At 71.6% G+C, this 25,282-nt stretch carries 28 protein-coding genes and 1 riboswitch; of the genes, 11 read left to right on the top strand and 17 right to left on the bottom strand.

Annotation, left to right across the window (positions count from 1 at the left end; all coding sequences use genetic code 11):
• The first annotated feature begins 146 nt into the window (after positions 1 to 146).
• Positions 147 to 707 (top strand): hypothetical protein, encoded by a 561-nt coding sequence (locus ABH925_RS20900; RefSeq protein WP_370150034.1) that lies wholly within the window; start codon positions 147 to 149, stop codon positions 705 to 707.
• Between the two features lie 496 nt (positions 708 to 1,203).
• On the opposite strand, the gene ABH925_RS20895 is transcribed toward ABH925_RS20900, so the two are convergent.
• The 4 genes from ABH925_RS20895 to ABH925_RS20880 form a co-directional block, all read right to left on the bottom strand.
• Positions 1,204 to 1,575, bottom strand: a complete 372-nt coding sequence (locus ABH925_RS20895; protein ID WP_370150033.1) for a nuclear transport factor 2 family protein — start codon at positions 1,573 to 1,575, stop codon at positions 1,204 to 1,206.
• Between the two features lie 161 nt (positions 1,576 to 1,736).
• Positions 1,737 to 2,180 (bottom strand): alcohol dehydrogenase catalytic domain-containing protein, encoded by a 444-nt coding sequence (locus ABH925_RS20890; RefSeq protein ID WP_370150031.1) that lies wholly within the window; start codon positions 2,178 to 2,180, stop codon positions 1,737 to 1,739.
• Between the two features lie 77 nt (positions 2,181 to 2,257).
• A complete protein-coding gene (locus ABH925_RS20885; protein WP_370150029.1) occupies positions 2,258 to 3,007 on the bottom strand; it encodes an SDR family oxidoreductase in 750 nt (249 codons plus the stop codon).
• A gap of 633 nt (positions 3,008 to 3,640) precedes the next feature.
• Positions 3,641 to 4,882 (bottom strand): acyl-CoA dehydrogenase family protein, encoded by a 1,242-nt coding sequence (locus tag ABH925_RS20880; RefSeq protein ID WP_370150028.1) that lies wholly within the window; start codon positions 4,880 to 4,882, stop codon positions 3,641 to 3,643.
• 104 nt (positions 4,883 to 4,986) lie between these two features.
• On the opposite strand from ABH925_RS20880, the gene ABH925_RS20875 reads away from it, so the two are divergent.
• A complete protein-coding gene (locus tag ABH925_RS20875) occupies positions 4,987 to 5,574 on the top strand; it encodes a TetR family transcriptional regulator (protein WP_370150026.1) in 588 nt (195 codons plus the stop codon).
• Between the two features lie 124 nt (positions 5,575 to 5,698).
• Here ABH925_RS20875 and def read toward each other — a convergent pair whose 3' ends face one another.
• Complete coding sequence (gene def / locus ABH925_RS20870) at positions 5,699 to 6,253, bottom strand: peptide deformylase (RefSeq protein WP_370150023.1); 555 nt, start codon at positions 6,251 to 6,253, stop codon at positions 5,699 to 5,701.
• A 91-nt stretch (positions 6,254 to 6,344) separates the two neighbouring features.
• Between def and ABH925_RS20865 the strand changes: the two genes are divergently transcribed.
• From ABH925_RS20865 to ABH925_RS20845, 5 genes are all read left to right on the top strand, one after another.
• Entirely contained in the window at positions 6,345 to 7,601 is a 1,257-nt protein-coding gene (locus ABH925_RS20865) for a MurT ligase domain-containing protein (protein WP_370150021.1), read from the top strand.
• A 16-nt stretch (positions 7,602 to 7,617) separates the two neighbouring features.
• The gene (locus ABH925_RS20860; protein WP_370150019.1) at positions 7,618 to 8,346 is read left to right on the top strand and encodes a type 1 glutamine amidotransferase; all 729 of its coding nucleotides are present in this window, start codon (positions 7,618 to 7,620) and stop codon (positions 8,344 to 8,346) included.
• A 320-nt stretch (positions 8,347 to 8,666) separates the two neighbouring features.
• Entirely contained in the window at positions 8,667 to 9,692 is a 1,026-nt protein-coding gene (locus tag ABH925_RS20855; protein ID WP_370150017.1) for a 6-phosphofructokinase, read from the top strand.
• Between the two features lie 129 nt (positions 9,693 to 9,821).
• Entirely contained in the window at positions 9,822 to 10,817 is a 996-nt protein-coding gene (locus ABH925_RS20850; RefSeq protein ID WP_370150015.1) for a 2-hydroxyacid dehydrogenase, read from the top strand.
• Between the two features lie 106 nt (positions 10,818 to 10,923).
• Positions 10,924 to 11,883: a cytochrome c oxidase assembly protein gene (locus ABH925_RS20845; protein WP_370150014.1), complete on the top strand. Its 960-nt coding sequence runs from the start codon at positions 10,924 to 10,926 to the stop codon at positions 11,881 to 11,883.
• A gap of 30 nt (positions 11,884 to 11,913) precedes the next feature.
• Here the strand turns inward: ABH925_RS20845 and ABH925_RS20840 are convergent, their stop codons facing one another.
• A complete protein-coding gene (locus tag ABH925_RS20840; RefSeq protein WP_370150013.1) occupies positions 11,914 to 12,126 on the bottom strand; it encodes a hypothetical protein in 213 nt (70 codons plus the stop codon).
• Positions 12,127 to 12,176: 50 nt separating this feature from the next.
• Positions 12,177 to 12,887: a TetR/AcrR family transcriptional regulator gene (locus ABH925_RS20835; protein ID WP_370150012.1), complete on the bottom strand. Its 711-nt coding sequence runs from the start codon at positions 12,885 to 12,887 to the stop codon at positions 12,177 to 12,179.
• A gap of 130 nt (positions 12,888 to 13,017) precedes the next feature.
• Between ABH925_RS20835 and ABH925_RS20830 the strand changes: the two genes are divergently transcribed.
• Positions 13,018 to 14,469, top strand: a complete 1,452-nt coding sequence (locus ABH925_RS20830) for an MFS transporter (protein ID WP_370150009.1) — start codon at positions 13,018 to 13,020, stop codon at positions 14,467 to 14,469.
• A gap of 13 nt (positions 14,470 to 14,482) precedes the next feature.
• Here ABH925_RS20830 and ABH925_RS20825 read toward each other — a convergent pair whose 3' ends face one another.
• The 6 genes from ABH925_RS20825 to ABH925_RS20800 form a co-directional block, all read right to left on the bottom strand.
• Positions 14,483 to 15,265 (bottom strand): urease accessory protein UreD, encoded by a 783-nt coding sequence (locus ABH925_RS20825; protein ID WP_370150008.1) that lies wholly within the window; start codon positions 15,263 to 15,265, stop codon positions 14,483 to 14,485.
• A gap of 119 nt (positions 15,266 to 15,384) precedes the next feature.
• The gene (gene ureG, locus ABH925_RS20820) at positions 15,385 to 16,059 is read right to left on the bottom strand and encodes an urease accessory protein UreG (protein WP_370150007.1); all 675 of its coding nucleotides are present in this window, start codon (positions 16,057 to 16,059) and stop codon (positions 15,385 to 15,387) included.
• Between the two features lie 26 nt (positions 16,060 to 16,085).
• Complete coding sequence (locus ABH925_RS20815; protein ID WP_370150129.1) at positions 16,086 to 16,784, bottom strand: urease accessory protein UreF; 699 nt, start codon at positions 16,782 to 16,784, stop codon at positions 16,086 to 16,088.
• Between the two features lie 89 nt (positions 16,785 to 16,873).
• The gene (locus ABH925_RS20810; RefSeq protein ID WP_370150126.1) at positions 16,874 to 18,586 is read right to left on the bottom strand and encodes an urease subunit alpha; all 1,713 of its coding nucleotides are present in this window, start codon (positions 18,584 to 18,586) and stop codon (positions 16,874 to 16,876) included.
• 76 nt (positions 18,587 to 18,662) lie between these two features.
• Positions 18,663 to 19,019 (bottom strand): urease subunit beta, encoded by a 357-nt coding sequence (locus ABH925_RS20805; protein WP_370150005.1) that lies wholly within the window; start codon positions 19,017 to 19,019, stop codon positions 18,663 to 18,665.
• A complete protein-coding gene (locus ABH925_RS20800; protein ID WP_370150003.1) occupies positions 19,016 to 19,318 on the bottom strand; it encodes an urease subunit gamma in 303 nt (100 codons plus the stop codon). Before ABH925_RS20800 ends, ABH925_RS20805 begins: the two co-directional genes overlap by 4 nt.
• Before the next feature lie 283 nt (positions 19,319 to 19,601).
• Between ABH925_RS20800 and ABH925_RS20795 the strand changes: the two genes are divergently transcribed.
• The 3 genes from ABH925_RS20795 to ABH925_RS20785 all read left to right on the top strand — a co-directional run bounded on the left by ABH925_RS20795 (position 19,602) and on the right by ABH925_RS20785 (position 21,585).
• Positions 19,602 to 19,802 carry a hypothetical protein gene (locus tag ABH925_RS20795; protein ID WP_370150001.1) on the top strand — a complete coding sequence of 67 codons (201 nt, stop codon included), beginning with the start codon at positions 19,602 to 19,604 and terminating at the stop codon, positions 19,800 to 19,802.
• A 190-nt stretch (positions 19,803 to 19,992) separates the two neighbouring features.
• A riboswitch (cyclic di-AMP (ydaO/yuaA leader) is annotated at positions 19,993 to 20,152 on the top strand.
• A gap of 2 nt (positions 20,153 to 20,154) precedes the next feature.
• On the top strand, positions 20,155 to 20,724 hold the full coding sequence (locus ABH925_RS20790) for a C40 family peptidase (RefSeq protein ID WP_370149999.1): 570 nt from the start codon (positions 20,155 to 20,157) through the stop codon (positions 20,722 to 20,724).
• A 57-nt stretch (positions 20,725 to 20,781) separates the two neighbouring features.
• A complete protein-coding gene (locus tag ABH925_RS20785) occupies positions 20,782 to 21,585 on the top strand; it encodes an inositol monophosphatase (RefSeq protein ID WP_370149996.1) in 804 nt (267 codons plus the stop codon).
• 416 nt (positions 21,586 to 22,001) lie between these two features.
• Here ABH925_RS20785 and ABH925_RS20780 read toward each other — a convergent pair whose 3' ends face one another.
• The 4 genes from ABH925_RS20780 to ABH925_RS20765 all read right to left on the bottom strand — a co-directional run bounded on the left by ABH925_RS20780 (position 22,002) and on the right by ABH925_RS20765 (position 25,217).
• Entirely contained in the window at positions 22,002 to 23,255 is a 1,254-nt protein-coding gene (locus ABH925_RS20780; RefSeq protein WP_370149994.1) for an 8-amino-7-oxononanoate synthase, read from the bottom strand.
• Positions 23,252 to 23,446, bottom strand: coding sequence for a hypothetical protein (locus tag ABH925_RS20775; protein WP_370149993.1), 195 nt, complete (start codon positions 23,444 to 23,446; stop codon positions 23,252 to 23,254). The genes ABH925_RS20780 and ABH925_RS20775 overlap by 4 nt, the downstream gene beginning before the upstream one ends.
• A gap of 154 nt (positions 23,447 to 23,600) precedes the next feature.
• The gene (locus ABH925_RS20770; RefSeq protein ID WP_370149992.1) at positions 23,601 to 24,035 is read right to left on the bottom strand and encodes a DUF4234 domain-containing protein; all 435 of its coding nucleotides are present in this window, start codon (positions 24,033 to 24,035) and stop codon (positions 23,601 to 23,603) included.
• Between the two features lie 162 nt (positions 24,036 to 24,197).
• Positions 24,198 to 25,217, bottom strand: coding sequence for a hypothetical protein (locus ABH925_RS20765; RefSeq protein WP_370149991.1), 1,020 nt, complete (start codon positions 25,215 to 25,217; stop codon positions 24,198 to 24,200).
• Between the last annotated feature and the right edge of the window lie 65 nt (positions 25,218 to 25,282).

The following is a 25,282-nucleotide window of genomic DNA, read 5'->3' as shown; positions in this document are numbered from 1 at the left end:
GCCGCCCGGGCGGCTGCGGGTCCGTGCCCGGGCGGGCCCGAGCGAATCCGCTTCGCCACGATCTTGTAAGGGAATTGTAGGTGTCGCTTGGGATTGTGATCATCACGGCCTGCTCAGGCCGACCCTCTGCACGAGAGATATCAGCGATGAAATTCAAGAAGGCACTTCACGCGGCGCTCGCTACGGCGGCCCTGGCCACCGGGGTGGGCGTCCTTTCGGCGACACCGGCGTCCGCCACGTCCTTTGTCTGCGTCACGCTCAACGGCGCGAGCAGCGCCCCGTGCGGCCACCAGTCCACCCTCTACGCCAACAACAGTAACTTCAACGGTCAGCACGAGTGGTGGGGACCGTACACCGTCCTGAAGCTGCAGAACGACGGCAACCTGGTCCTGTACTGCCAGGGAGACGGCTCGAACAAGGCCGTCTGGGCGAGCAACACCAGCCAGTGGAACATCGACAACGTCCATCTGACCTTCTGGAACGACGGCAACCTGGCCCTCTACATGTCGACGATCATGAGCGAGACCGGGCAGCCGGTCGGCGGGCAGGTCGCCTGGAACTCCCAGACCTGGGGCGGCTCCGGCTCGACCGCCGTCGTCCAGGCCGACGGGAACTTCGTGATCTGGGCCAACGGCAAGGCCATGTGGGCGTCCAACACGTACCACGCCTGCCCCGGCACCGAGAACTACTGGAACGGCTACCAGTAGGCACAGGAGACAGAGACGGCGCCCTCCCCGCCAGGGCTGGGGAGGGCGCCGTGCTTGACCGTCGAAGTGCATGACCGTTGGATGGCCGCTCCAGCCGGGGGTTGGTTCATGTCTGACGTCGCCCCTGGCCACGACGGGTACATGAGCCCACCACCGTCCGGCAGGTAACCGCCTGGCTGACCCGACACCCCGGCAGCCTCATCGACGAGGAGACGCTGCAGCTCAAGCGCGGCAACTTCGCCCGCAACCTCAAAACGACCTCCCCGCCGTGATCCAGGGCCCGAGCACACACTGGACGGAAATCTTGGCAGAGCCGTTGAGACTCCCACGGGCGGCCACTTGACGGAGAATCAGGTAGCCGCCGCTGCGATCTCGCCGTGCAGTCGTGAGCCCTTCGCTGACCCGGCTCCGGGGCGGCGCTCGGAGGGCGACCTGGTCGCCGCGGGCGTGGTGTGAGCGCCCGTGTGCTGGGCGCGAAGCGCTCGGGCCCGTCGCACTAGGACGGTTGGCTGCTCCCGCCGACGAAGGTGTAGAGCTCTACGATGACGCCGTCCTTGCAGCGGGCGATGTCCATTCCGGTCGCGACGGGCGGTTGACCGGCGGGGCCGAACTGGAAGCCGAGGTGGCCGAGGTCGTCGTTGACGGAGACGGGGCCGTCGGGCCGGAAGACCCAGTCTGGGGTCTGCGCACGCAGTTCTGTGGCGCGCTGGGCGAGTGCCTCGCGGCCTCGGATGACGCGGTCGGGTTCGTGCCACACGACGTCCTGGGCGTAGGTCTGCGCGATGGCCGCGTTGCGGCGCTCGGGGGCCGGTTCGTTGAAGACGTCGAGAAGGTTGCGGCGCATCAGGTCGGCGACGGTGCTGTTCATGGGCGGTCCTTCGGGTTGGCCTGCAGGGTGAGTTCTGGCCCCGGCCGGCAGTCCACGCGAAATTTGTGCGCACTCCAAGTCGATGCCGGAGCAGCCACCCGGGATCAGCGCTGTTGGTCCTGCGATTTCGTCAGGGTTGCGGAGTGCGAAGAGACGGAGGATCAGGTGCGGATGAGGTCGAGTGAGACCTGCCACAAGCGTGCGGCGTTGTCCTCGTCGAGCGCGTACGCGGCGACTCCGCGGCGAACACCGGGCTCGTTGGGGCCGGCTTCGTTGCAGTCCTCGAAGTAGCGGCCTCCAACGAGTTCGGCGTAGCCACCGAGGCCGGGCAGGAAGACCGCGACCTCGTCGCCGGTCGAGACATCGGTGACCGCGCTTCCGACGGCATCGACCACTCCTGCGGCCTCGAAGCCGAGCACCGCGCCCGCAGAGGCGGGGAAGACAGTGCGCAGACGCCCGGATCTGATGGCCAGATCCGTGGGTCCGACACCGGCGAAGCGAACGGCCAGGCGGATTTGGGTCGGGCCCGGGTCGCCGATCTCGATATCGCCGAGCTTGAGTACCCCGGGGGGTCCGAAATCGGTGAGCAGGACTGCCTTTGACATGAGGTGCTCCTTCTGGAACGTCGTGTCAGAACTGCGTAGGAGTGGTGCGGAGCGCGCGCGGGCGGCCGCGGGTGCGACTACTGCTGTTCTTCTCCGCCGTCGGCGAAGAGTTCGCTGCCGGTGACGAAGCTGCTCTGGTCGGAGGCGAGAAACAGCACGGCGTTGGCGATCTCGCGGGGGCGGGCGACTCGTCCCAACGGCACTCCGCTACCCAGTTGAGCCATGAGCCCGTCGGCCTGGGCTGCGTCGCCGGCCAGGCCGCGCAAGCCGGCGGTCTCGGTTGGGCCGGGCACGATCACGTTGACCCGTACGCTTCGGCCGGCCAGCTCCACCGCCCAGGTCCGTCCGAACGACCGGATAGCGGCCTTGGTCGCGGCGTAGACGCCGAAGGCGGGAGTGCCGCTGGTGGCGGCGGTCGAGCCGGACAGGATGACCGAGGCACCCTCGTTCAGCAGGGGCAGAGCCTTCTGCACGGTGAACACCGTGCCCCGGACATTGACGGCGAAGATCTGGTCGAAGTGCGCGGCGTCCAAATCTTCGAGCGTCGCGAACGACCCACCACCGGCATTGGCGAACAGGACATCCAAACCGCGACCGCGTTGAGAGATCTTCGCGTAGACCGCATCGAGATCGGTCAGGTCGGACACGTCGCCGCGGACGCCGACCGCGCCGTGACCGATCGAAGTGACCGCCTGATCGAGCTCGGCTTGGCGGCGGCCGGTGACGAACACCTGGGCGCCCTCCTCGGCGAAGCGCTGGGCCGTCGCGAGCCCGATCCCGGACGTGCCGCCGGTCACCAGGGCCGTCTTGCCTTCAAGCTGGTTCATCGCCGTCCTCCGCTGCAGATTACGTGACATGTCAAGCATAAGCGCGTGGTGGACCGCACTATTCCTGGCGCCACGCCGAAGGTGTGAGAATGATGCAGACGAGCCGATGACGGCTGGACCGAGGAAGGCCTGCACGTGATGCCCCGCAAGCGGCCCGCACCGGAGCCCGTCAGATGGCGGCGTCGTCGATGCTGAACCCGGCTCCGGTGGGTACTGACGTGCCCCCCGGGAACCTCCGGCCCGACGACAAACGCAGGTTCACCGCCCGGGGAGTCATCTGGCCACGCTTGACACTACGGTGAGTGACGATGCCAGCCCCAACCGTCCGTACAACCGACGTCCGCCTGACCGCACCCCACGCCCGCCTCTCGACGGAGGAGGTGGTACGAAACGCTCGGAACGTTTCGCATGCGCGTCCAAACAGCTGGCGGGCGCGTCCGCTTCCGTAGGATCCTCGTTCCGGACGGCTGGCTCGCCACGCAGGGAAGCCCCGATCCCCCAGGCTGAGCCTGCCTCAAGTTGATCTCCCATTTTCGCCCAAGCGATCAACTCGGCCAGGGACGCGCACATGTGACACCTCGACCACAGTGACCGGAAGAGCCGCTGTCGATGCGCGTCCCGCTGCCAACTCGCTCAGCGGATGGGCAGGCCGGAGAGGGTGCGGGCGATGACCAGGCGCTGGATCTCGCTGGTGCCCTCGAAGATGGTGTAGATGGCCGCGTCCCGGTGCATCCGCTCCACCGGGTACTCGCGGGTGTAGCCGTTGCCGCCGAGGATCTGGATCGCCTGGGCGGTGACCCACTTGGCCGTCTCGCCCGCGTAGAGCTTGGACATCGAGCCCTCGGCCGAGGTGAACGGCTTGTTGTTGTTGGCCATCCAGGAGGCCCGCCACACCAGCAGCCGGGCGGCGTCGATCCGGGTGCGCATGTCGGCCAGGGTGAAGGCGATGCCCTGGTTGTCGATGATCGGCCGGCCGAACTGCTCGCGGGTCTTGGCGTAGTCCAGCGCCACCTCGTACGCCGCCCGGGCCACGCCCACGGCCTGGGCGCCGACCGCCGGCCGGGAGGCCTCGAAGGTGGCCATCGCCGCGTTCTTCACCTTCTCCCCCCGCTCGCCCCTGGCCTCGGCGGCGGCCCGCTCGCGGGCCCTGGCCAGCCGCTCGTCCAGCTTCTCCTTGCCGCCGAGCAGGCAGTCGCCGGGCACCCGGACCTGGTCCAGGACGACCTCGGCGGTGTGCGAGGCGCGGATGCCGTGCTTCTTGAACTTCTGACCCTGGCTCAGCCCCTTGGTCCCCGGCGGGACGATGAAGGAGGCCTGGCCGCGCGCCCCCAGCGCCGGATCGACCGAGGCGACCACGACGTGGACGTGAGCGATGCCGCCGTTGGTGGCCCAGGTCTTGGTGCCGTTCAGCACCCACTCGTCGGTGGCCTCGTCGTACACCGCGCGGGTGCGCATCGCGGCGACGTCGGAGCCGGCGTCCGGCTCGGACGAGCAGAAGGCCGCGACCTTGACGTCGTCCGGGGTTCCGAACATCTGCGGCGCCCAGAGTCCCACCTGCTCGGGCGTGCCGTTGGCGACCACGCCGACCGCCGCGAGCGCGCTGCCGACGATCGCCAGGCCGATGCCGGCGTCGCCCCAGAACAGTTCCTCCATGGTGAGGGGGATGCCGAGGCCGGTCGGGTCGAACTGCTGGGTGGCGAAGAAGTCCAGCGAGTAGATGCCGACCTTGGCGGCCTCCTGGATCACCGGCCAGGGGGTCTCCTCGCGCTCGTCCCACTCGGCGGCGGCGGGACGGATGACGTCGGCCGCGAAGCCGTGCAGCCAGTCGCGGACGGCGATCTGGTCCTCGTTGAGGTCGAGGCTGAAGGCAGTCATGGTCGGTGTGTCTCCCCGGCAGATCGAGCATGGGTACGGATACGCTTTGGTGTTACCTTCGGTAACTGCGTACCAAGTTTGTTACCCCCGAGTAAGGAAAGTCAATGGCCGACCGCCGCAGCGACCTGCTGGACGCCGCCGACCGCGTGGTGCGCCGCGACGGCCCGCGCGCCAGCATGAACACCATCGCCGCCGAGGCAGGCATCACCAAGCCGATCCTGTACCGGCACTTCGGCGACAAGAACGGCCTCTACCGCGCCCTCGCCGAGCGCCACACCACCGGACTGCTGGACGCGGTGCGGGCCGCGCTGGCGCTGCCGCTGGAGCGGCGCGACCGGGTCGAGGCGGTGCTGGACACCTACCTCGCCGCGATCGAGGCCCGCCCGCAGGTCTACCGCTTCCTGGCGCACCCCGACCCGGCGGCCGACGGCCTCTCCCCGGCCGGTCCGCTGGCCCCGGCGCTGCGGCTGATCGCCGACGAGCTGTCCCGTGCGGTCCGCGAGCAGGTCGACCTCGGGCCCGAGAGCGCGGTCCTCGCGGAGGCCTGGGGCCAGGCCATCACCGGCATGGTCCTGGCCGCAGGCGACTGGTGGCTGGAGACCCGGCCCTTCCCCCGCGACCGGATGGTGCAGACGCTCGCCGACCTGCTCTGGGGCCGCTTGGCTGCTGCTGGGGACCGACCGGGGGCGTAGGCGCGGAGCGCTGCGGTGCCAACGGTGCGGGTCGTGGGTGGTTGGCAGCGCACGGGGTTAATCAGGCACAGTCCCGCGCCCCTGGGCAGGTGGGTGGTACCACCGCGCAGTTCCCCGCGCCCCTTCAGGAAACGGGGTGGTACCACACTGAGCGGCGGGTGCGGCGCAGGGCCAAGCTGCGGCGGGGGCCGGTGAGGCGGTCGAGGAAGACGCCGCCGTCGAGGTGGTCGGTCTCGTGCTGGAGGCAGCGCGCGAAGAAACCGGTCCCCTCGATCTCCAGCTCCGCGCCGGTCAGGTCCTGGCCGCGCACCACCGCGCGGTCCCACCGCACCGTCGAGGCCCGGACGCCGGGCAGCGAGAGGCAGCCCTCCTCCCCCGGCACCCGGACCCCGTCCGCCTCCAGCAGCACCGGGTTGACCAGGTGGCCCAGATGCCGGACGTCCTCGTCGTCGGGGCAGTCGTAGACGAACACCCGTAGCCCGACCCCGATCTGATTGGCCGCCAGGCCCACCCCGTCATGCGCGTACATGGTCGCGTAGAGATCCTCGACCAGCCGTTCGAGCGAGCTGTCGAACGCGGTGACGGGGGCACAGGCGGCGCCCAGCACCGGCTCCGCCCAGGGAATAACGGGGTGCACGGTGCCGCTGCTGCCGGGGATGCGGGGACGGGTCGAAGCCATGACGCAGAAGCCTAGATCCAGTGCCACCGCTTGGCAGAATCGCGCTGCCGGTAGGCTGACCCCGTCCGAACCGAGGAGGAGAGCGACCACGATGCCAGCGAACCCCGAGCCGGCCGGCCCTTCGGCCACGTTGCCCCCGCGCGCCAAACTCGCCGTGACGGCGGGCAAGGTCGCCGCCGCGGTGTCGCGGACGGCGGGGCGCGGCAGCGGTTCAGTGATCGGCGGCAAGGTCGCCCTGCGGCTCGACCCCGACCTCCTGCGCACCCTGGCCGAGAACCTGGACGTGGTGCTGGTCTCCGCGACCAACGGCAAGACCACCACGACCCGGCTGATCGCCGAGGCGCTGAAGGCGGCCGGCGTCGTCGTCTCGAACGCGCTGGGCGCCAACATGCCCGCCGGGATCACCTCCGCGCTCGCCGACGCCAGCGAGGCCCGCTTCGGCGTGATCGAGGTGGACGAGAAGTACCTCGCCACGGTCGCCCGCGACACCGCGCCCAAGGCCATCGCGCTGCTCAACCTCTCCCGGGACCAGCTGGACCGCTCCTCGGAGACCCGGATGCTGGCCGAGCACTGGCGCGAGAGCCTGCAGGGCAGCGAGGCGGTGATCATCGCCAACGCCGACGACCCGCTGGTGACCTGGGCGGCCTCCTCCTGCCGCAAGGTGGTCTGGGTGGCGGCGGGTCAGGCCTACCGCGAGGACGCCTGGTCCTGCCCCAGCTGCGGCGGGGTGATGCAGCGTCCGGGCGAGGACTGGTTCTGCCCGACCTGCGGCTTCCGCCGCCCGCAGCCGCACTGGGCGCTGCGCGGGGACCAGGTGGTCGACCCGCAGGGCTCGTCCTGGCCGATCCGGCTGCAGCTGCCGGGTCGCGCCAACCTGTCCAACGCCACCAGCTCGGCCGCCGTCGCCGCCGTGTTCGGGGTGCACCCGCAGGTCGCGCTGCAGCGGATGGAGGCGGTGCAGGCGGTCGCCGGACGCTACGAGTCGGTGTTCGTGGCCGGCCGCGAGGTGCGGCTGCTGCTGGCGAAGAACCCGGCCGGCTGGCTGGAGACCTTCACCCTGATCGACCCGCCGCCGTCCCCGGTCGTGCTCTCGGTGAACGCGCAGTCCGCGGACGGCACCGACACCTCCTGGCTCTGGGACGTCGACTACGAGCGCCTGGTGGGCCACCCGGTGTTCGTGATGGGCCAGCGCAAGCTGGACCTGGCGGTGCGCCTGGAGGTCGCCGGCGTCCAGTTCCAGGTGGTGGACTCGCTCGCCCAGGCGGTGGCGATGGCCCCGCCCGGCCGGATCGAGGCCATCGCCAACTACACCGCGTTCCAGCAGCTGCGCCGCGACGTGCGCGGCTGACGGGAGGACTGAACTCATGAGCGAGAGCGCACTGCGCGTGGTCTGGATCTACCCGGACCTGCTGAGCACCTACGGCGACCGCGGCAACGTCCTGGTCGTCGAACGCCGGGCGCGCCAGCGCGGCCTGGACGTCGCCCGCATCGACGTGCGGTCCGACCAGCCGGTGCCGACCAGCGGCGACATCTACCTGATCGGCGGCGGCGAGGACCGGCCGCAGCGGCTGGCCGGCGAGCGGCTGCGGGTCGACCCGGGCCTGGGCCGCGCGGTGGAGAACGGCGCGATCGTGCTCGGCGTCTGCGCCGGGTACCAGATCATGGGCCACGAGTTCATCGACGACCAGGGCCAGCGCGCGCCCGGCCTCGGCCTGCTGGACGTGTGGAGCACCCGTGGCGAGAGCCACCGCAACGTCGGCGACATCCTCGCCGAGCCCGACCCCCGTCTCGGCCTGCCCACTCTCACCGGGTTCGAGAACCACCAGGGCGTCACCCATCTCGGCCAGGGGGTGTCCCCGCTGGCGCGGGTCACCGTCGGCGGCGGCAACGGCACCGGTGACGGTACCGAGGGCGCCTGGCGTGACACCGTGTTCGGGACCTACCTGCACGGTCCGATCCTCGCCCGCAACCCCGCCGTGGCGGACCTGCTGATCAAGCTGGCGCTGGACGTCAGCGCGCTGCCGCCGGCCGACAACACCTGGTACGACGCGCTGCGCGCCGAGCGCATCGCCGCCGTCCAGCAGCCGGCCTAGCGCCGGTCCGGCCGGAGCACCACAAAGCCCAGGTCACCGCCGGGAAGCAGAGGCGCTTCGGTCAGGCGGCGGTCACCCGGGAGCAGTCATCACACCCTGCCCGCGGGGGTTCGGCGACGGCGCCGTGCCCGCGTCCGCCCCAGCCTGACCGGAGGCTGCCGGCGGTATCATCACGATGGGGCGAATAGTCCGATTTGCCATGCCTTCTCCTGGTTGCCAGGTCCACTCCCGACCCCCGTGGACAAGCGCCGGTACGATTGGGGTGGTTGTTCGGGCCTGCACATCCGGTTGTCCGGTTCTGCTCGGGAGTTGCAAAAACGATGCGTATTGGTGTGCTGACCAGTGGCGGTGACTGCCCGGGTCTGAACGCCGTGATCCGCTCCGTGGTCCACCGCGGAGTCGTTGACCACGGCGACGAGATCATCGGATTCGAGGACGGCTGGAAGGGCCTGCTGGAAGGCCAGTACCGCGAGCTGACGCTGGACTCGGTCAGCGGCATCCTGGCCCAGGGCGGCACGATCCTGGGCTCCACCCGGGTGCAGCCCAGCCATCTGCGCGAGGGGGTCGCCCAGGCCAGGGCCTACTGCGAGGAACTCGGCCTGGACGGGATCATCCCGATCGGCGGCGAGGGCACCCTCAAGGCCGCGCGACTGCTGTCCGACGGCGGGCTGCCGATCGTCGGCGTGCCCAAGACCATCGACAACGACATCGCCTGCACCGACGTGACCTTCGGCTTCGACACCGCGGTCTCGGTCGCCACCGAGGCGCTGGACCGGCTGAAGACCACCGCAGAGTCGCACCAGCGGGTCATGGTGGTCGAACTGATGGGCCGCCACACCGGCTGGATCGCCCTGCACGCGGGCATGGCCGCCGGCGCCCACGCGATCATCGTCCCGGAGCGCCCGTTCGACATCGAGCGGGTCACCGCGGTGGTCCGCGAGCGCTTCGAGCGCGGCAAGAAGTTCGCCATCGTGGTCTGCGCCGAGGGCGCCAAGCCGGAGCCCGGCACCATGCACTGGGAGGAGGGCACCGTGGACATCTACGGCCACGAGCGCTTCACCGGTGTCGCCACCCAGCTGTCCATGGAGCTGGAGCACCGCCTGGGCAAGGAGGCCAAGCCGGTCATCCTCGGCCACGTCCAGCGCGGCGGCACGCCCACCGCGTACGACCGCGTGCTCGCCACCCGCTTCGGCTGGCACGCCGTCGAGGCCGTCCACAAGGGCGCCTTCGGGCACATCACGGCGCTGCAGGGCACCCAGATCAACCTGGTGCCGCTGGCCGAGGCCGTCGCCGACCTGAAGACCGTACCGGCCGAGCGCTACGCCGAGGCCGAGACCGTCGTCTGAGCGGACGGCTCCGCCGGATCGACCCCGCGCCGCCGACCGTCGCCGAAGGCACGGGGTCGGCGGCGCGGGGGGCTCGTCCCCGACGTTCCCCGACGTGCCCGGGCCGGGTTCCGCGCCTAGCGTGAGCGCATGGAGATCCTCGCGTACGGCGTGCAGGCCGACGAGAAGCCCCTGATCGAGCAGGCCTTCGCCGGCCGCCACCAGGTCCGCTGCCTGGAGGTGTTCCTCAACGGCGACACCGCACCGCTGGCCGCCGGCCACCGGATCGTCAGCACCAGCGTCAACGCCCGGCTGGACGCCGCCACGCTGCGGATCCTGGCGGCCGGCGGGACCCGGATGATCGCCCAGCGCTCCACCGGGTTCAACAACATCGACCTGGTGGTGGCCGCCGACCTCGGCCTGACCATCGCCCGGGTCGGCTACTACTCGCCGTACTCGGTCGCCGAGTTCGCCTGGGCCCTGGCCCTGGCGGTGAACCGGCGGATCACCCGGGCCGCCGGCCGCACCCGCGAGTTCGACTTCCGCCTGGACGGCCTGATGGGCAAGGACGTCCACGGCATGACCGTGGGCGTCGTCGGCACCGGCAAGATCGGCGAGTGCTTCGCCCGGATCGCCCACGGCTTCGGCACCACGCTGCTCGGCTGGGACATCGCGCAGAACCCGGCCTGCCTGGAGCTGGGCATGACGTACACCCCGCTGGAGCAGCTGCTCGGCGAGTCCGACCTGATCAGCCTGCACGTCCCGCTGCTGCGGGAGACCCACCACCTGATCGACGGCTCCGCGCTGGAGCGGATGCGCCCGGACGCGATCCTGATCAACTCCAGCCGGGGCGGCCTGGTGGACACCGCCGCCCTGGTGGAGGCGCTGCGCTCGGGCCGGCTGGGCGGCGTCGGCCTGGACGTGTACGAGGAGGAGACCGGGCTGTTCTTCTTCGACAAGTCCCTGGAGGTGGTCACCGACGACACCCTGGCCCGGTTGATGACCTTCCCGCAGGTGCTGGTGACCTCGCATCAGGCGTACTTCACCCGCACGGCCGTGGGCCAGATCATCGACACCACGCTGCGCAACGTCGACGACTTCCTGGCCGGACGGACCAACGAGAACACCCTGATCCCCCACCCCTGAGAGGGTTCCCGAGGCGGCGCCCGAGGGGGGTGGCTGATGGGAGCAAAACGGACAGTTCTACTCTGGTCGGGACGCACGCACGACTCGACGAAAGCAGGGACGGCCCATGGGCGACATGCCGGGGATGCCAGGCATGGTGCACGACCTGCCGCCGCTGACGCCGGGTCGGGCGCTCGCCTTCGACCCGGGCACCAACTGGCCGTTCCTGGTGCTCTGCACCCTGCTGCTCGGCTTCTACCTGGCCGGCGTGGTCCGGCTGCGGCGGCGCGGCGACAGCTGGCCGGTGGGCCGTACCGTGTCCTGGGTCCTGGGCGTGCTCACCGTCGGCCTGGTGACCTGCACCGGGCTGAACGAGTACGGGATGCAGCTGCTCAGCGCCCACATGATGCAGCACATGGTGCTGTCGATGCTCTCCCCGATCATCCTGCTGCTGGGCGCGCCGATCACCCTGGCGCTACGCGCCCTGCCCGCCGCCAGGGGCCGTTTCAGCCCGCGCGACCTGCTGGTGTCACTGCTGCATTCGCGCTACCTGAAGGTGATCTCGCACCCGGCGTTCACCATCCCGCTGTTCATCGCCAGCCTGTACGGGCTGTACTTCACCCCGCTGTTCGACTACCTGATGCGATCGACGGCCGGGCACACCCTGATGATGGCCCACTTCCTGGCGGTGGGGCTGCTGTTCTTCTGGCCGATCATGGGAGTGGACCCCGGGCCGCACCGCGCCGGGCACCTGATGCGGATCCTGGAGCTGTTCATCGGCATGCCGTTCCACGCCTTCTTCGGCGTCGCGGTGATGATGGCGTCCGGGCTGATGGTGACGTCCTTCGCGCACCCGATGGCCTCGCTCGGCGCGAACCCGCTCACCGACCAGCACCTGGCCGGCGGGCTCGCCTGGGCGTTCAGCGAGATCCCGACCTTCATCGTGCTGATCGCGCTGACCTTCCAGTGGGCGAAGTCCGAGGAACGGCTGTCCCGGCGCAAGGACCGCACCGCGGACCGCGACGGGGACAGCGAGCTCAACGCCTACAACGCCTACCTGGCAGCTCTGGAACGCCGCTCCGCCTGACCGGCCCCCCACAGGTCGGCGCACCCGCCGTCAGGCCACCTGCCGCAGGTAGAGCGCGCCGCAGGTGTGGCAGACCGGTTCGGTGGTGTGGCTCCACGACTGGTCCGTGGTCTTCGCGGCGTCCGGGTCCAGATCCCGCCCGCAGAGCGCGGTGGTGGATCCGTCGCTGGTCATGTGCCAGTAGGTCACCGGCCCGGTCGTGCCGGGGCCTGCGTACTGGGCGTGCATCTCGTAGACGTGCATCTGGCCACCTCACGGTAGAGCTGCGAGCCCCCCGACCTCCTATGAGACGCCTACGCCTGCTCGCGCGCCACAAGACCGGCGAGAATGACGCCCACACCGAAATCGAAGCGCTCGTCGCCCTCGTCACGGGTGAGTTCCGGGACCATCGAGGTGAGCACCGGGAAGCGGTCCGCCGGCAGTGACGAGAAGAAGCCGCGGACCCCGTCCAGGTAGTCCTGCGCCTGGTCCCGGGTGACCGCCTCCCCGCGCTCGCTCATCTCGTAGGCCGACGAGGTCACGTAGAGCGCCAGCAGGTCCACCCCGTACGCGGCGACCTGCTTGGAGAGTCCGCCGGCGCGCAGCAGCGCCAGCATCGTCTCCGCGGCGTCCAGGGCGTTGGGCGTGGTCGGGATGTTGACGGCCATCGCCACCCGGGCCAGGTCGCGGTGGGCGACCAGGTTGTCGCGTGACCGCCGCAGGTACTCGGTGACCTGCTCGCGCCAGCGCCCGGGGTCGGGGACGGGATGGTCCATGTCGCCGTAGACCCGGTCCAGCAGCAGCTCCACCAGCTGCTCCTTGCCGCTGACGTGGGCGTAGAGCGAGGCCGGGCCGGTGTTCAGCTCCTGCGCGATCCGCCGCATGCTCAGCGCGCCCAGACCCTCGGCGTCGACGATGCCCAGGGCCACCTCGACGATCGCCTCACGACTGAGGCTGCGCCGCTTGGGCTGACGGGATCCGTCGTCCCAGGTGCTGGGCCAGGCAGGCGTGGCGGCTGCGGACATCGGGCGCTCCGTGGGTTCGGGGATTGTGATTCTAGTTGACACGAACAGCGTTCGTCAGTAGAACGGTGTTCGTCCAACGCGAACAGCATTCGTTTGCAGTCGCCTCGCTTCCCACCATCCGGAGCACCCCGTGAGCACCCTCGACACCACTCAGGACCCACCCCTCGACCAGGCCGATCCGCGCCCACCCGGATACCGGTGGCGCTGGCACATCCTCGGCGTGATCCTCGCCGCCGAGATCATGGACCTGCTCGACACCACCATCGTCAACGTCGCCGCGCCCTCGATGGCCCGCGGCTTCGGCGGCGGGGACACCCAGATCCAGTGGATCAGCGCCGCCTACACCCTGACCTTCGCGGTGTTCCTGATCACCGGAGGCCGGCTGGGCGACCTGGTCGGCCGGCGCCGGATGTTCCTGGTCGGCACGATCGGCTTCACCCTCTGCTCCACGCTGTGCGCGGTGTCCGTGGACTCCGGCATGCTGATCGGCAGCCGGGCCCTGCAGGGCGCCTTCGCGGCCATGATGATCCCGCAGGGCCTCGGCATCCTCCGGGAGACCTTCCCGCCCGAGGAGACCGGCTCCGCCTTCGCCGCCTTCGGACCGGTGATGGGCCTGTCCTCGGTGCTCGGCCCGACCCTCGGCGGGTTCCTGGTCACCGCGAACCTCTTCGGCACCGGCTGGCGCATGATCTTCCTGATCAACCTGCCGCTGGGTCTGGCGGCCGCCGTCCTGGCCGCCCGGCTGTTCCCGCGCGGCACCCGCAGCGCCGACGCCACCAGGCTCGACCTCCCCGGGATGGCGCTGCTCAGCGCCGCCGTGCTGCTGCTGGTGTTCCCGCTGGTCCAGGGCCGCGAGCTGGGCTGGCCGGGGTGGACTTTCGCGTCCATGGCCGGGTCCCTGCCGATGCTGGGCCTGTTCGGCGCGTACCAGCGACGACTCAAGCGCAACGGCGGCTCGCCCCTGGTCGAGCCCGGGCTGTTCGGGCACCGCGGGTTCACCGCGGCGCTCGGCGTCGGCGTGGTGTTCTTCGCGGCCATGACCGGGCTGATGCTGACCATCACCCTGGTGCTGCAGCTCGGCGCCGGCTGGAGCCCGTTGCATGCCGGAGCCACGATGATCCCGCTGTCGCTGGGCATCGTCGGCGGCGCGATCCTCTCCGGTTCGGTGCTCGGGCCCAGGTTCGGACGCCATGTCCTGCACGGCGGCCTGCTGGTCATGACGGCCGGAGCGCTCGGGCTGCGCGCCTCGTTCGGCCACTGGGGTGTGCAGGTCACCAGCTGGGAGCTGATCGCGGCGCTGGCGGTCACCGGTTTCGGGATGGGCCTGCTGATGGGCCCGTTCTTCGAGATCGCCCTCGCCGGCGTCACCGAGCAGGAGACCGGGTCCGCCTCCGGCGTCCTCAACGCGGTCCAGCAGCTCGGCGGCTCCATCGGCGTCGCCGCCCTGGGGACCGGCTTCTTCAGCTGGGCGGCACGGCAGGGCTTCATCCACGCGGCGGGCTGGACCCTGCTCTGCGCGGCCCTCGCCCTGCTGGCCTCCGGCGCGCTGGCCTTCGCCCTCCCCAAGCGGGCGCGCCCGTAGGCAGCGGCAGCGGCTAACGGTCCGGGATGCGATTCAGGGCGCGGCGGAGCAGCAGGCCGTCGGGGGCGGCGGCGGTGAGCAGTTCGGCGGGACCGGCCAGCGGCATCAGGACGGCCTCCGTCCGGGAGTCGCCGAGGAGGCACGCGGCGGGCGGGAGTTCGGTGCGGGCGGCGTCGCTGCGCAGCAGTTGGCCGATGGCACGGTAGCGGGCGAGGACGGCGGGACCGTCCCAGCCCGGGGCGCCGGGGCCGAGGTCGGTCTGCTGATCGAGCAGCAGCCGGCCGTCGTGGCGCAGGATGAGACGGCTGGTCAGCCGACCGGGCGGCTCGTCGCTGCGGCCGAGGATCTGCTCCTCGCGCAGCAGCAGTCGCGCGCCGCGGGCGATGCTGATCCGGGTGGTGAGGCGGAGCTCGCTGCCGGTCGCGGCGATGACCGGTTCCGGCAGCCACTCCAGGCTGCCGCCCGGGTCCACCCGCAGGTCGAGCTCGTAGTACGCCGGAGCCGGGACCGGGGCGGGCAGGCTGACGGTGGCGGCGGCGCTGCCGACCCGCAGCTCGGCGCCGGGCCCGACCCGGACCTCGATCCGCAGCCGGTCACCGCCGAGCGGGGCGGCCATCGCCCCGACCAGGGTGACCTGGGCCGCCGTCGGCGAGTCCGGGTGGGTGGTGCGCCGGAGCGCCAGCGGACCGTCCCCGGCGAGCAGCGGCAGCACGGTGTGGCCGCGGCCGTCGAGCGCTGCGGTGATCCGTGCGACGGCACGGACGGCGGAGGGCAGTGTCGTGGCGGGTGCGGTCATGCGGTCATCGGTTTCCCTGGTCCATAAGTCGACAGATCGTCAGGAGGGCTCGCCTCCTCGGCCGGGCCGGACCGGTCAGCCGGGCCGGGCTGCCGGGCTGGTCAGCCGGGCCGGGCTGGTCAGCTGGTCCAGTCGCGCAGCCTGGCGCGGACCCACGCTGCCACCGGGGCGATGCCGTCGGCGGTCGCGAGGGAGCTGAAGACCACCGGCAGTTCCCCGCGCTGGGCCTTCGCGTCCCGGGCCATCACCCCGAGGTCCGCGCCGACCAGGGGTGCCAGGTCGGTCTTGTTGATCACCAGCAGGTCGGAGCCGGAGACTCCGGGGCCGCCCTTGCGCGGGATCTTGTCGCCACCGGAGACGTCGATGACAAAGATCTGGAAGTCGACCAGCCCCTTGCTGAAGGTCGCGGTCAGGTTGTCGCCGCCACTCTCGACCAGGACCAGGTCCAACGGGCCGACGCCCTGCTCCAGGTCCTCCACGGCTTCGAGGTTGGCCGAGATGTCGTCGCGGATCGCGGTGTGCGGGCAGCAGCCGGTCTCCACGGCGGTGATCCGCTCCGGCGGGAGCACCGCGTGCCGCAGCAGGAACTCGGCGTCCTCGGTGGTGTAGATGTCGTTGGTGACGACCGCGAGCGAGAGTTCGTCGCGCAGTTCCCGGCACAGCGCCGCCACGGCGGCGGTCTTGCCGGAGCCGACCGGGCCGCCGAGGCCGATCCGCAGGGCGCGGCGGCGACCGTCCTGGCGCGGGGGCTCGGCGCCGGGGAGTGGCGCCTGAAGGTCGTGGTCACGGTGCATGGGGGTTGCTCCTAGCTGAGGGAGGGTCAGGAGGCGAAGAGCCGGACCGGCCAGGCGGCGTGCTGCTCGGCGTAGAGGTCGAGCAGCGGCGCGGAGGCGGCCGGCAGCGCGTCGACGCCCGCGTCGCCGACGGTCTCGACGGCGACGGCCGCCTCCGCGGCCGCCCGGACCGCGTGGGCGGTCACCTCGGCGAGGTCGGGCGCCAGCCGGGCCAGGACGGCGGTGGCCTGGAACGGGTCGAGGCCCAGCAGCCGCACCGCGGCGGTGACCGGTCCTGCGACGCTCTCGTAGGCGGCGGCTGACGCGGCACCGGCCGGGCCCAGCCCGGCGGCGGCAGCGGTCAGGCCCAGGACCACCGGCTGGTGGGCGCCGCGCGGTCGGTCGCCGACGAGCCGGTCCAGGGCGGGGTCCGGCCACACCGCGCGGGCCGCCCGGATCAGCTGGCGGCCCAGGCGCCGCGAGGCGGCCCGCAGCGCGGGTGAGGGCGTACGGGCGTCGGCGGCGTCGTCGAGCAGCAACGGGTCGATCCGGCGTCCGGCCGCCGCCGCGGCGAGCGCGGCGGCGGTAAGGCCGGCGGTGTGCAGCCGTCCGGTGCAGAACGCCCGCAGGCTGGCGGCGTCGTGAACCCGCCCGGCCTTGACGGCGGCCTCGCAGCCGCCGGAGTGGGCGTACCCGCCCGCCGGAAAGCGCCCGTCGGTGAGCACGAGCAGCGCCGGATTCGGCACTGCGGTGCCGGGCCGGGGCGTGGCGGGCTTCGGAGGAGTGGGTGCCAGAGGAGTGGGGGTCGCTGGGGTGGGGGTCGGTGGGGTGGACATCAGAACAGGAAGTAGCGCTGGGCCATGGGCAGTTCCGTGGCGGGTCGGGGTTCGACGACATCCCCGTCGATCCGCACGGTGAAGGTGTCCGGTTCGACGGTGACCTCCGGCCTCGCGGTGTTCTCGTGCAGGTGGTCCTTGGTCACGCCTCGGGTGTTCCTGATCGCGGTGAAGCGCTTGGCCACGCCCAGTTGCTCCGCGAGCCGCTCCGGCAGGCCGTCGTCCAGTGCGGTCCGGGTGACGAAGTTGAGCGAGTTGCCAGCCGGAGCCCGGCCGATGGCTCCGAACATCGGGCGCGGCAGCACCGGCTGCGGGGTGGGGATGGAGGCGTTGGCGTCGCCCATCTGCGCCCAGGCGATCTGACCGCCCTTGATCACCAGGTCGGGCTTGACCCCGAAGAACGCCGGGGTCCACAGCACCAGGTCGGCGAGCTTTCCCGCCTCCACTGAGCCGACCTCACCGTCCAGGCCCTGCGCCACGGCCGGGTTGATGGTGTATTTGGCGACATAGCGACGTGCACGGTGGTTGTCGGCCCGTCCGTCCCCCGCCAGCGCGCCGCGGCGGCGCTTCATCACGTGCGCGGTCTGCCAGGTGCGCAGGATCACCTCTCCGACCCGGCCCATCGCCTGGGAGTCCGAGCTGATGATCGAGATGGCGCCCAGGTCGTGCAGGAAGTCCTCCGCGGCGATGGTGGAGGGGCGGATCCTGGACTCGGCGAAGGCCAGGTCCTCCGGCACCTCGGGGCTGAGGTGATGGCAGACCATCAGCATGTCCAGGTGCTCGTCCACGGTGTTCCGGGTGTGCGGACGGGTCGGGTTGGTGGAGCTGGGCAGCACGTTGAGCTGCGAGACCACGGTGATGATGTCCGGTGCGTGGCCGCCCCCGGCGCCCTCGGTGTGGTACGCGTGCACCCCGCGCCCGGCGATGGCGGCCAGGGTGTCCTGGACGAAGCCGGCCTCGTTCAGGGTGTCGGTGTGGATGGCCAGCTGCGCGCCCGACTCCTCGCAGACGTTGAGGCAGGCGTCGATGGCGGCCGGGGTGGCCCCCCAGTCCTCGTGGATCTTGAAGCCGAGGGCGCCGCCGCGCAGTTGGGCCCGCATCGAATCGGTGTTGACCGTGTTGCCCCTGCCCAGCAGCCCGAGGTTGACCGGGTAGTGCTCGGCCGCCGCGAACATCCGGGCGAGGTGCCAGCCGCCGGGGGTGATCGTGGTCGCCTTGCTGCCCTCGGCCGGTCCGGTGCCGCCGCCGAGCAGCGTGGTGATGCCCGACGCGAGCGCCTCCTCGACGATCTGAGGGCAGATCAGGTGTACGTGGGCGTCCACCGCCCCGGCGGTGAGGATCTTCCCGTTGCCGGACACCACCTCGGTCTCCGGGCCGATGACCAGCTCGGGGTGCACCCCGTCCATGGTCTCCGGGTTGCCGGCCTTGCCCAGCGCGGTGATCCGCCCGTCCCGGATGCCGAGGTCGGCCTTGACGATGCCCCAGTGGTCCAGCACCACCACCCCGGTGATCACGGTGTCGGGCGCGCCGTCGGCGCGGGAGGCACGGCCCTGGCCCATCGATTCGCGAATGACCTTGCCGCCGCCGAAGACGGCCTCGTCGCCGCCCGCGCTGAGGTCCTGCTCGACTTCGATCAGCAGATCCGTGTCGGCGAGCCGGATCCGGTCACCGACGGTGGGGCCGTAGAGGTCCGCGTAGCGCCTGCGCGTCATCGTCAGCGCCGGGACGGGCGCGGGCTGCTGCTGGGGCTGCGGCGTGGGGACGGGCTCGGACGGGGGTACGGGCACGTCAGTCATCGAGGCTTCCCTTCGTCTCGCCGCGCAGGCCGAAGACCTCGCGCCGTCCGGCCAGCGGGACCAGCTCGACCTCGGCCGGCAGGCCCGGCTCGAAGCGCACGGCGGTACCGGCCGGGATGTTGAGGCGCTGCCCGTGCGCTGCGGCCCGGTCGAACTCCAGACCGGGGTTGGCCTCGGCGAAGTGGTAGTGCGATCCGACCTGGATCGGGCGGTCCGCGGTGTTGACCACGGCGAGGGTGGTGACCGGCCGACCGAGGTTCAGCGCGACCTCGCCGTCCCCGAGCAGCAGCTCGCCCGGGACGACCGGACTCTCGGCCCGGGAGTGCCCCGGGTGCTCGGCCGGGTTCATCCGATCGGCTCATGGAGGGTGACCAGCTTGGTCCCGTCCGGGAAAGTGGCCTCGACCTGGACATCGTGGATCATCTCCGGGATCCCGTCCATCACGTCCGAACGGGTGAGCACCCGACGCCCCGACTCCATCAGCTCGGCCACGGTGCGGCCGTCCCTGGCCCCCTCCAGCACATGGACCGTCAGGAGGGCCACCGCCTCCGGATGGTTGAGCCGCAGCCCCCGCTCGCGGCGCGCCCTGGCGACGTCGGCGGCGACATGGATGAGCAGGCGCTCCTGCTCGTGCGGGGAGAGTCTCATCAGCGTGCACCTCTCACGGGTGCCCCGGGCCCACGGCCTGGGGGGTGGCACGCGGGCACGCCTTCGTGCCGCGGGGGTTGTCCGGGCAGCGGCGCGGGGATACCGGCCGGGTCGCACCGCACACGGGCCGCACTGCCCGCTGCCACCTCGGCCGATCGTCGCGCCCGGGGGCGGATCGTGTGCCGACACGCTAGCGGAAGGGCCGGTCCGCCGGTCAGAGGGCACACTCGGATTCACCCCCGGGTCGCCCCGGGAGCTTACTGCCCGTCATATCGCCATGTCCATGGCACTGCACTATGTGATGTCGGAATGCAGTGCTCCGCCAATGCCCGCCATCGGCGCCGCGCTCACCCGGTCGGCCGAACAGATCGAGCCGCCAAAGGCGGAACATTACCCTCCAGCGACCACCACCATGGGTGATATTCCCAGCTCAGGGCATATTCCCGCACGGCGTGTGAATTTTCTCAAGCCGCCTTCGAATTAGGCTGAATAGCTCTCACATCCGCCCCCGGTTCACTTCTTTGGGGCATTGGAAACACTGGGTGACAAGAATCACAAATGGCTGGCATGACGTGAAGATCGCATAAAAACGTGCCAATACTGTCCGCCGAACCAATAAGTCCTCGCCGCCGTGGCGGGGCGGTCCGGCCGGACGCCGAGTCTCGCCACCGGTCGGACGCCAGGTGCCCACACACCTGACAGGCGAGAACGGGAGACCCGAGCAGGCCGGGACGGCGCGACCGTCCCTTGGGGTGAAGCCATCACGGTGGCCGGGCAGCTTTCGGAGCCCGAACCCGACAGGGAGACCTTTCGTAGGCGGTTCCGGAAGGACACGCATGACTGCGTCCGTTCCTACCCACGCCCAGATTCAGCAGGACCAGGGGGAGCAGCAGGACCAGAGGGGCCGTCAGGACCAGCACCAGCACCAGCACCAGGAGCAGCGGGACCGACGGGAGGCCGTGAACAGCCGCCGCTGGCGGCCGGCCGTGGCCTCCGCGCTCACCCTGGCCGCACTGGCGGGCAGCACCCTGCTGGCCGCCGCACCGGCCGACGCCGCCACCGTCGAGATGAAGGCGCTGAGCATCGCGGCATCGAAGCACGGCGACCCCTACGGCTGGGGCGCCACCGGCCCGAACCGCTTCGACTGCTCAGGGCTGACGTACTACGCCTTCAAGCACGCCGGGAGGACCCTGCCGCGAACCGCACAGGCGCAGTACAACAGCGTGCGACATATCTCGAAGTCCAGCCTCCGACCGGGTGACCTGGTCTTCTTCCACTACGGAAGCTACGTCTACCACGTCGGAATCTACGCCGGCGGCGGCATGATCTGGCACGCGCCGCGCCCGGGCTCGTACGTGAAGAAGGAGCGGATCTGGACCAACTCGGTCTGGTACGGCCGCCCCTGACCGCCCGTCCCCGGTCGGTGCCGGACGTGTACCGGCCGGGGCCCTAATCTGACGATCATGACTGCTGTGTCGATCGACGCCGTGACCGGGATCCTGTCCGAGGCGGCGGAGGCCGCGATCCTCCCCCGCTTCCGGGCCCTGGCCGAGGGGGAGGTGACCGAGAAGTCGCCGGGCGAGCTGGTCACCGTCGCCGACCGCGAGGCCGAGGACCTGATCAGCCGTCGGCTGCGCACACTCCTGGACGCGCCGGTCGTCGGCGAGGAGGCCACCGCCGCCGACCCGGGGCTGGTCGCCGCGCTGCGGGAGGCCCCGGCGGCCTGGCTGGTGGACCCACTGGACGGGACCGCCAACTTCGTCGCCGGCCGCCCCGAGTACGCGGTCATGGCCGCCCTGGTCCGGGCCGGGGAGACGGTGGCGGCGTGGATCGTACAACCCGCCGAGGGGCGCGCCTACGTCGCCGAACGGGGCGCCGGGGCCTGGCGGGACGGCACCAGGATCCGGCGGACGCCCGCACCCGCCGACCCGTCAGAGCTGCGCGGAGCGGTGCTGACCCGGTTTCTGGACCCCGTCGCCAGGGCCCGGGTCGCCGCTGCGGCACCCCGGTTCGCCGAACTCGGCCCGGGCACGGGCTGCGCGGGCGTGGACTATCCGCGCGTGCTGGACGGCGGGCAGGACTTCGTCCTGTTCCACCGCACCCTCCCCTGGGACCACGCCCCGGGCACCCTGCTGCTCACCGAGGCGGGCGGCCTCGCCCAGCGGCCGGACGGCACCCCCTATCGCCCCACCGACGACCGCACCGGCCTCCTCGCCACCGCCGACCCCATCACCTGGCACACCGTCCGCCCCCTCCTGCTGCCCTGAACCATCAGTGCAGAGCGTCGGCGCCGGGGCCAGAAGCGGGGGTGGTGGCGGAAGAAGGACGGTGCATGGTCATGGGTCCAGCTTTCGGGGTAGTGCGCTGACGCCTGTGAGCCTTCCAGGCCGGGCGTCGAGCGGGGAGTGGCAGAAATGACAGCGTGCACATCGGCGGGGCCGCCCTATCCGGCACTCGCCGCAAGAGCACACCATCAACCGGCCCCTCGTCATCCTGCTGCTCATGGCGGACGAGGGCGAACTGCACGACAACAAGTACGGCCCGGAGCCCGACCGTCGGCACCCGCCGCGTCGTGGCGTGCGTGGCGACACCGCAGGCGAGCAGCTGTCCCAGGCCTGAGCCGGGGCCCGAAGGCCCGATTCGATCGTCGGCCGGGCACCGGGGGTGCCCAGCCGACGCGGGGTCAGCGGGGGGCGGTGCGGGTGAGGGTGGCGACGGCGTGGTCGATCTGGTCGGGGGTCAGGTCGGCGCGGGCGGTCAGCCGCAGGCGTGACCAGCGGTCCGGGACGGACGGCGGGCGGAAGCAGCCGACGGCCAGGCCCTGGCGGCGGCACTCCGTGGCCCAGGCCAGCGCGGCCTCAGGGGAGGCGACGCGGATCGAGACGACTGCCGCGTCCGGCGTGGACACCTGCAGGCCGTGTGCGGCGAGCCGGGTTGACAGTGTGCGCGCCACCTCGCGCGCTCGTTCGGCGCGCTGCGGCTCCTCGCGGATCAGCCGCAGCGCACCCAGCGCCGCGCCCACCGCCGCAGGGGCGAGTCCGGTGTCGAAGATGAACGTCCGAGCGGCCTGCACCAGGTGGTCGATGACGCGGCGCGGGCCCAGCACCGCCCCGCCCTGCGAGCCGAGCGACTTGGAGAGGGTGACCGTGGTCACCACGTCCGGCGAACCGGCCAGCCCGGCGGCGGCCGTCGCGCCGGCTCCGCCGGGGCCGAGCACGCCGAAGCCGTGCGCGTCGTCGACCAGCAGCGCCGCGCCGTGGGCCCGGCAGGCGGCGGCATGCCCGGCGAGGGGCGCGGCGTCACCGTCCACCGAGAACACCGAGTCGCTGATCACCAGCGCGCGGCGCCGGGTACGGCCGGCCAGCGCGGCGCGGACCGCGTCCGGCGAACGGTGCGCGGCCCGGGTGACCTCGGCGCGGGCCAGCCGGCAGCCGTCGATCAGCGAAGCGTGGTTGAGCTCGTCGGAGACGATCAGGGTGTCGGCGTCGGTCAGCGCGGTGACGGCGGCGAGGTTGGCGGTGTAGCCGGAGGAGAACACCAGGGCCGCCTCGGCTCCGCTGAAGTCCGCGAGCTCGGCCTCCAGTTCGGCGTGCAGCGCGGTACTGCCGGTGACCAGGCGCGAGCCGGTCGAACCGCCGCCCCAGCGCAGCGCCGCGTCCGACGCGGCGGCGGTGACCCGGGGGTGGCGGACCAGGCCCAGGTAGTCGTTGCTCGCCAGGTCGAGCAGGTCCTCCTCGGCCGGGCGCGGCCGGAGCGTCCGGACCAGGCCGGTACGGCGGCGCGCCTCGGCGGCCTCGTCCAGCCACCCGAAGGGGTCGGCGACAGCCGCGAGGGGGGTGGCGGGTCCGGCGACACTGCCGGGTCCGGCGACGGTGCCGGGTCCGGCGACGGTGCCGGGTCCGGCGACGGTGTGGGGGGTGGTGTGCAGGCTGGTCATCCGGAGCAGGCTCCTCGCTGGGCCTGCTGCCATGCGCAGCGCGGGCACAGCGGTGAACCGGGCGCGTCGGCCGGGTACTCGCTGGGCTCACCGCAGAGCACGCAGTCGGCGAAGGGTCCACCGGGCGCGGCGTCGGTGGCCGGGCGGGGTGGTTCTGGGGTGGCGGCGTCGCAGTAGGTCTCGTGCTCCACGCGGTGATCCTACGTGCTGCCCTTTCGCAGCCGCGCACGGCGCCGCTCGACTCGACGGACCGGCCGACGGCGGTCCACACCCCTACAACAGGCGCGACCGATCACGGAGCAGAGGCTCCGCCCGGTGATCGGGCGGAGCCTCTGCGGTGAGCTGCTAGGCCTTGAGCGCGACCGCTTCGGCCGGCTGCGCCTGCGGGTTCGCCTCGACAATGAGGTTGAGCTGCTTCTGCAGGTAACGGACGTTGAGCCCGAAGACGAGGCCGAGCCAGCAGGCCACAGCAGGACTGCAGGTCACCGGCAGCCCTGCGGCACGCTGGGCACTGGCCACGGCCTTGCCGGTGTTGTGGAAGGACACCAGCGGGGCCACCACCGTCCAGCTGAGGAAGAGCAGCACCATCATGCTGCCGCCGGGGCTGAGCTGCAGGCGGCGGTCGTACTCCTGCAGCTCACGGTGGATCTTGTAGTACCAGACGAGCGGGTAGATCCCGACAGTGATGATGGGCAGGCCGAGCCAGACAGCTACCGGGCCGCGGCGCTTCATCGCCACGCCGTTGACTGGTGGAGCCGACTCGGGGGTTGGGTCTGTCACTTGCTGCTCCCTGACGTCCGGTTGGGTTGGAAGCGCCAGAGTTGCAGCACTGTGGAGACGCTGTGCACGACGTTGCGTTTTCGTGATCAACTTTCTCGGAGACGGGCCCCACAGCGCCGCTGAACAGGGACGATTCCGACGAGGACGCTGACCGCCGCGGGTTCAGCTGGTCGGGAGGGAGGGGTCCCAGGCGAGGGTGTTTCCGGCGGTGTAGCTGAGGAACCAGTCCGGGGTGTCCAGCTCGGTGGCGACCGGCGTGCCGTCGGCGAAGGCGGACTGGACGATCACCACCGACTCCCCGACCGGCGTGACCCGGACGTCGAGCTGGGTGGAGGCGGCGCCGTTCGCCCGAGGCGTGAGGACCAGCTGCGGCATGCCCTTGTCGGGCTGCCGGAAGTGCACCATCGCCAGCGCCTGTCCGCTGCTGATCCTGGCCGCGGCCTGGGCCGCGGCCGCCGCGCTGCGGTAGTTGAGGACGGTCACCGAGGAGTACACCGCGTGGTCGGTCTGGCGGACGTAGTCGGCGGTCAGGTAGCTGGAGCAGTCGACCGTGGCGGCGGCCAGCGCGGCGAGCTCGCTCTGCGCGGCGCCGGCCGGCTGCTGGTTCCCGGAGACGGTGGCGGCGGAGGCCGTCCCGGAGCCGGAGGCGACCGATGCCTGGCCCGGAGCGGCCGTCTGCCCACTCGGGGTGGCCTGGCCTGTCGCAGCCGGCTGCCCGGCGCCCGCGGACTGACCGGACTGGGACGGCTGCGCGGACGCCGAGGGCTGGCTCGACGCCGAAGGCTGGGTCGTGGGGGTCGGCGCGACGGGCTGGTCGAAGGCCGACCCGCAGCCGCCGTCGCCGTACGCCGCCGCGTACCGGCTGCCCTGGTAACCGTCGGGGCTGGTCGGGCTGCCGGGGGCGGTCACCGTCAGCGGCAGTACCGCGTCCAGCCGGATCTGCAGGGCGCTGACGCCTCCGGCTCCTGACACCGCGTTGGCCCCGTACAGTCCGGCGCTGTCCTGGGACGCGCCGTCGGCCGTGGCCGGGGGGTCGATCGGGGTGCGGCCGGCGTAGTGGACCTCGGCCCAGGTCGCACCGGTCGCCGTGACGGCGAGCAGCCCGACCAGGGCGAACGTACGGGCCGTGCGCCTGCGAACTGGTCCGCTGGGCTTGGCGCGGTGGTCCCCCGGCGTGGTCATGCGGATGAGTGTATGGCGTCCACCTGTGTGCACAACCGTGGGTTCGGAACTCTGATCATCATCCG

The sequence above is a fragment of the Streptacidiphilus sp. EB129 genome (genome assembly GCF_041262645.1).
Lineage (GTDB): Bacteria > Actinomycetota > Actinomycetes > Streptomycetales > Streptomycetaceae > Streptacidiphilus.
The sequence above is the reverse complement of the archived record's forward strand: the minus strand, read 5'-3'. Positions and strand labels throughout refer to the sequence as shown.

What these genes read in the sequence shown, in the direction of transcription:
- ureG (WP_370150007.1), bottom strand. Translation starts at nt 16,059, where the DNA reads ATGCACCGTGACCACGACCTTCAGGCGCCACTCCCCGGCGCCGAGCCC.
- ABH925_RS20865 (WP_370150021.1), top strand. Translation starts at nt 6,345, where the DNA reads ATGCCAGCGAACCCCGAGCCGGCCGGCCCTTCGGCCACGTTGCCCCCG.
- ABH925_RS20895 (WP_370150033.1), bottom strand. Translation starts at nt 1,575, where the DNA reads ATGAACAGCACCGTCGCCGACCTGATGCGCCGCAACCTTCTCGACGTC.
- ABH925_RS20890 (WP_370150031.1), bottom strand. Translation starts at nt 2,180, where the DNA reads ATGTCAAAGGCAGTCCTGCTCACCGATTTCGGACCCCCCGGGGTACTC.
- ABH925_RS20790 (WP_370149999.1), top strand. Translation starts at nt 20,155, where the DNA reads ATGACTGCGTCCGTTCCTACCCACGCCCAGATTCAGCAGGACCAGGGG.
- ABH925_RS20850 (WP_370150015.1), top strand. Translation starts at nt 9,822, where the DNA reads ATGGAGATCCTCGCGTACGGCGTGCAGGCCGACGAGAAGCCCCTGATC.
- ABH925_RS20885 (WP_370150029.1), bottom strand. Translation starts at nt 3,007, where the DNA reads ATGAACCAGCTTGAAGGCAAGACGGCCCTGGTGACCGGCGGCACGTCC.
- ABH925_RS20795 (WP_370150001.1), top strand. Translation starts at nt 19,602, where the DNA reads ATGGCACTGCACTATGTGATGTCGGAATGCAGTGCTCCGCCAATGCCC.
- ABH925_RS20805 (WP_370150005.1), bottom strand. Translation starts at nt 19,019, where the DNA reads ATGAACCCGGCCGAGCACCCGGGGCACTCCCGGGCCGAGAGTCCGGTC.
- def (WP_370150023.1), bottom strand. Translation starts at nt 6,253, where the DNA reads ATGGCTTCGACCCGTCCCCGCATCCCCGGCAGCAGCGGCACCGTGCAC.
- ABH925_RS20780 (WP_370149994.1), bottom strand. Translation starts at nt 23,255, where the DNA reads ATGACCAGCCTGCACACCACCCCCCACACCGTCGCCGGACCCGGCACC.
- ABH925_RS20855 (WP_370150017.1), top strand. Translation starts at nt 8,667, where the DNA reads ATGCGTATTGGTGTGCTGACCAGTGGCGGTGACTGCCCGGGTCTGAAC.
- ABH925_RS20810 (WP_370150126.1), bottom strand. Translation starts at nt 18,586, where the DNA reads ATGACGCGCAGGCGCTACGCGGACCTCTACGGCCCCACCGTCGGTGAC.
- ABH925_RS20765 (WP_370149991.1), bottom strand. Translation starts at nt 25,217, where the DNA reads ATGACCACGCCGGGGGACCACCGCGCCAAGCCCAGCGGACCAGTTCGC.
- ABH925_RS20900 (WP_370150034.1), top strand. Translation starts at nt 147, where the DNA reads ATGAAATTCAAGAAGGCACTTCACGCGGCGCTCGCTACGGCGGCCCTG.
- ABH925_RS20825 (WP_370150008.1), bottom strand. Translation starts at nt 15,265, where the DNA reads ATGACCGCACCCGCCACGACACTGCCCTCCGCCGTCCGTGCCGTCGCA.
- ABH925_RS20800 (WP_370150003.1), bottom strand. Translation starts at nt 19,318, where the DNA reads ATGAGACTCTCCCCGCACGAGCAGGAGCGCCTGCTCATCCATGTCGCC.
- ABH925_RS20875 (WP_370150026.1), top strand. Translation starts at nt 4,987, where the DNA reads ATGGCCGACCGCCGCAGCGACCTGCTGGACGCCGCCGACCGCGTGGTG.
- ABH925_RS20880 (WP_370150028.1), bottom strand. Translation starts at nt 4,882, where the DNA reads ATGACTGCCTTCAGCCTCGACCTCAACGAGGACCAGATCGCCGTCCGC.
- ABH925_RS20860 (WP_370150019.1), top strand. Translation starts at nt 7,618, where the DNA reads ATGAGCGAGAGCGCACTGCGCGTGGTCTGGATCTACCCGGACCTGCTG.
- ABH925_RS20785 (WP_370149996.1), top strand. Translation starts at nt 20,782, where the DNA reads ATGACTGCTGTGTCGATCGACGCCGTGACCGGGATCCTGTCCGAGGCG.
- ABH925_RS20835 (WP_370150012.1), bottom strand. Translation starts at nt 12,887, where the DNA reads ATGTCCGCAGCCGCCACGCCTGCCTGGCCCAGCACCTGGGACGACGGA.
- ABH925_RS20840 (WP_370150013.1), bottom strand. Translation starts at nt 12,126, where the DNA reads ATGCACGTCTACGAGATGCACGCCCAGTACGCAGGCCCCGGCACGACC.
- ABH925_RS20845 (WP_370150014.1), top strand. Translation starts at nt 10,924, where the DNA reads ATGGGCGACATGCCGGGGATGCCAGGCATGGTGCACGACCTGCCGCCG.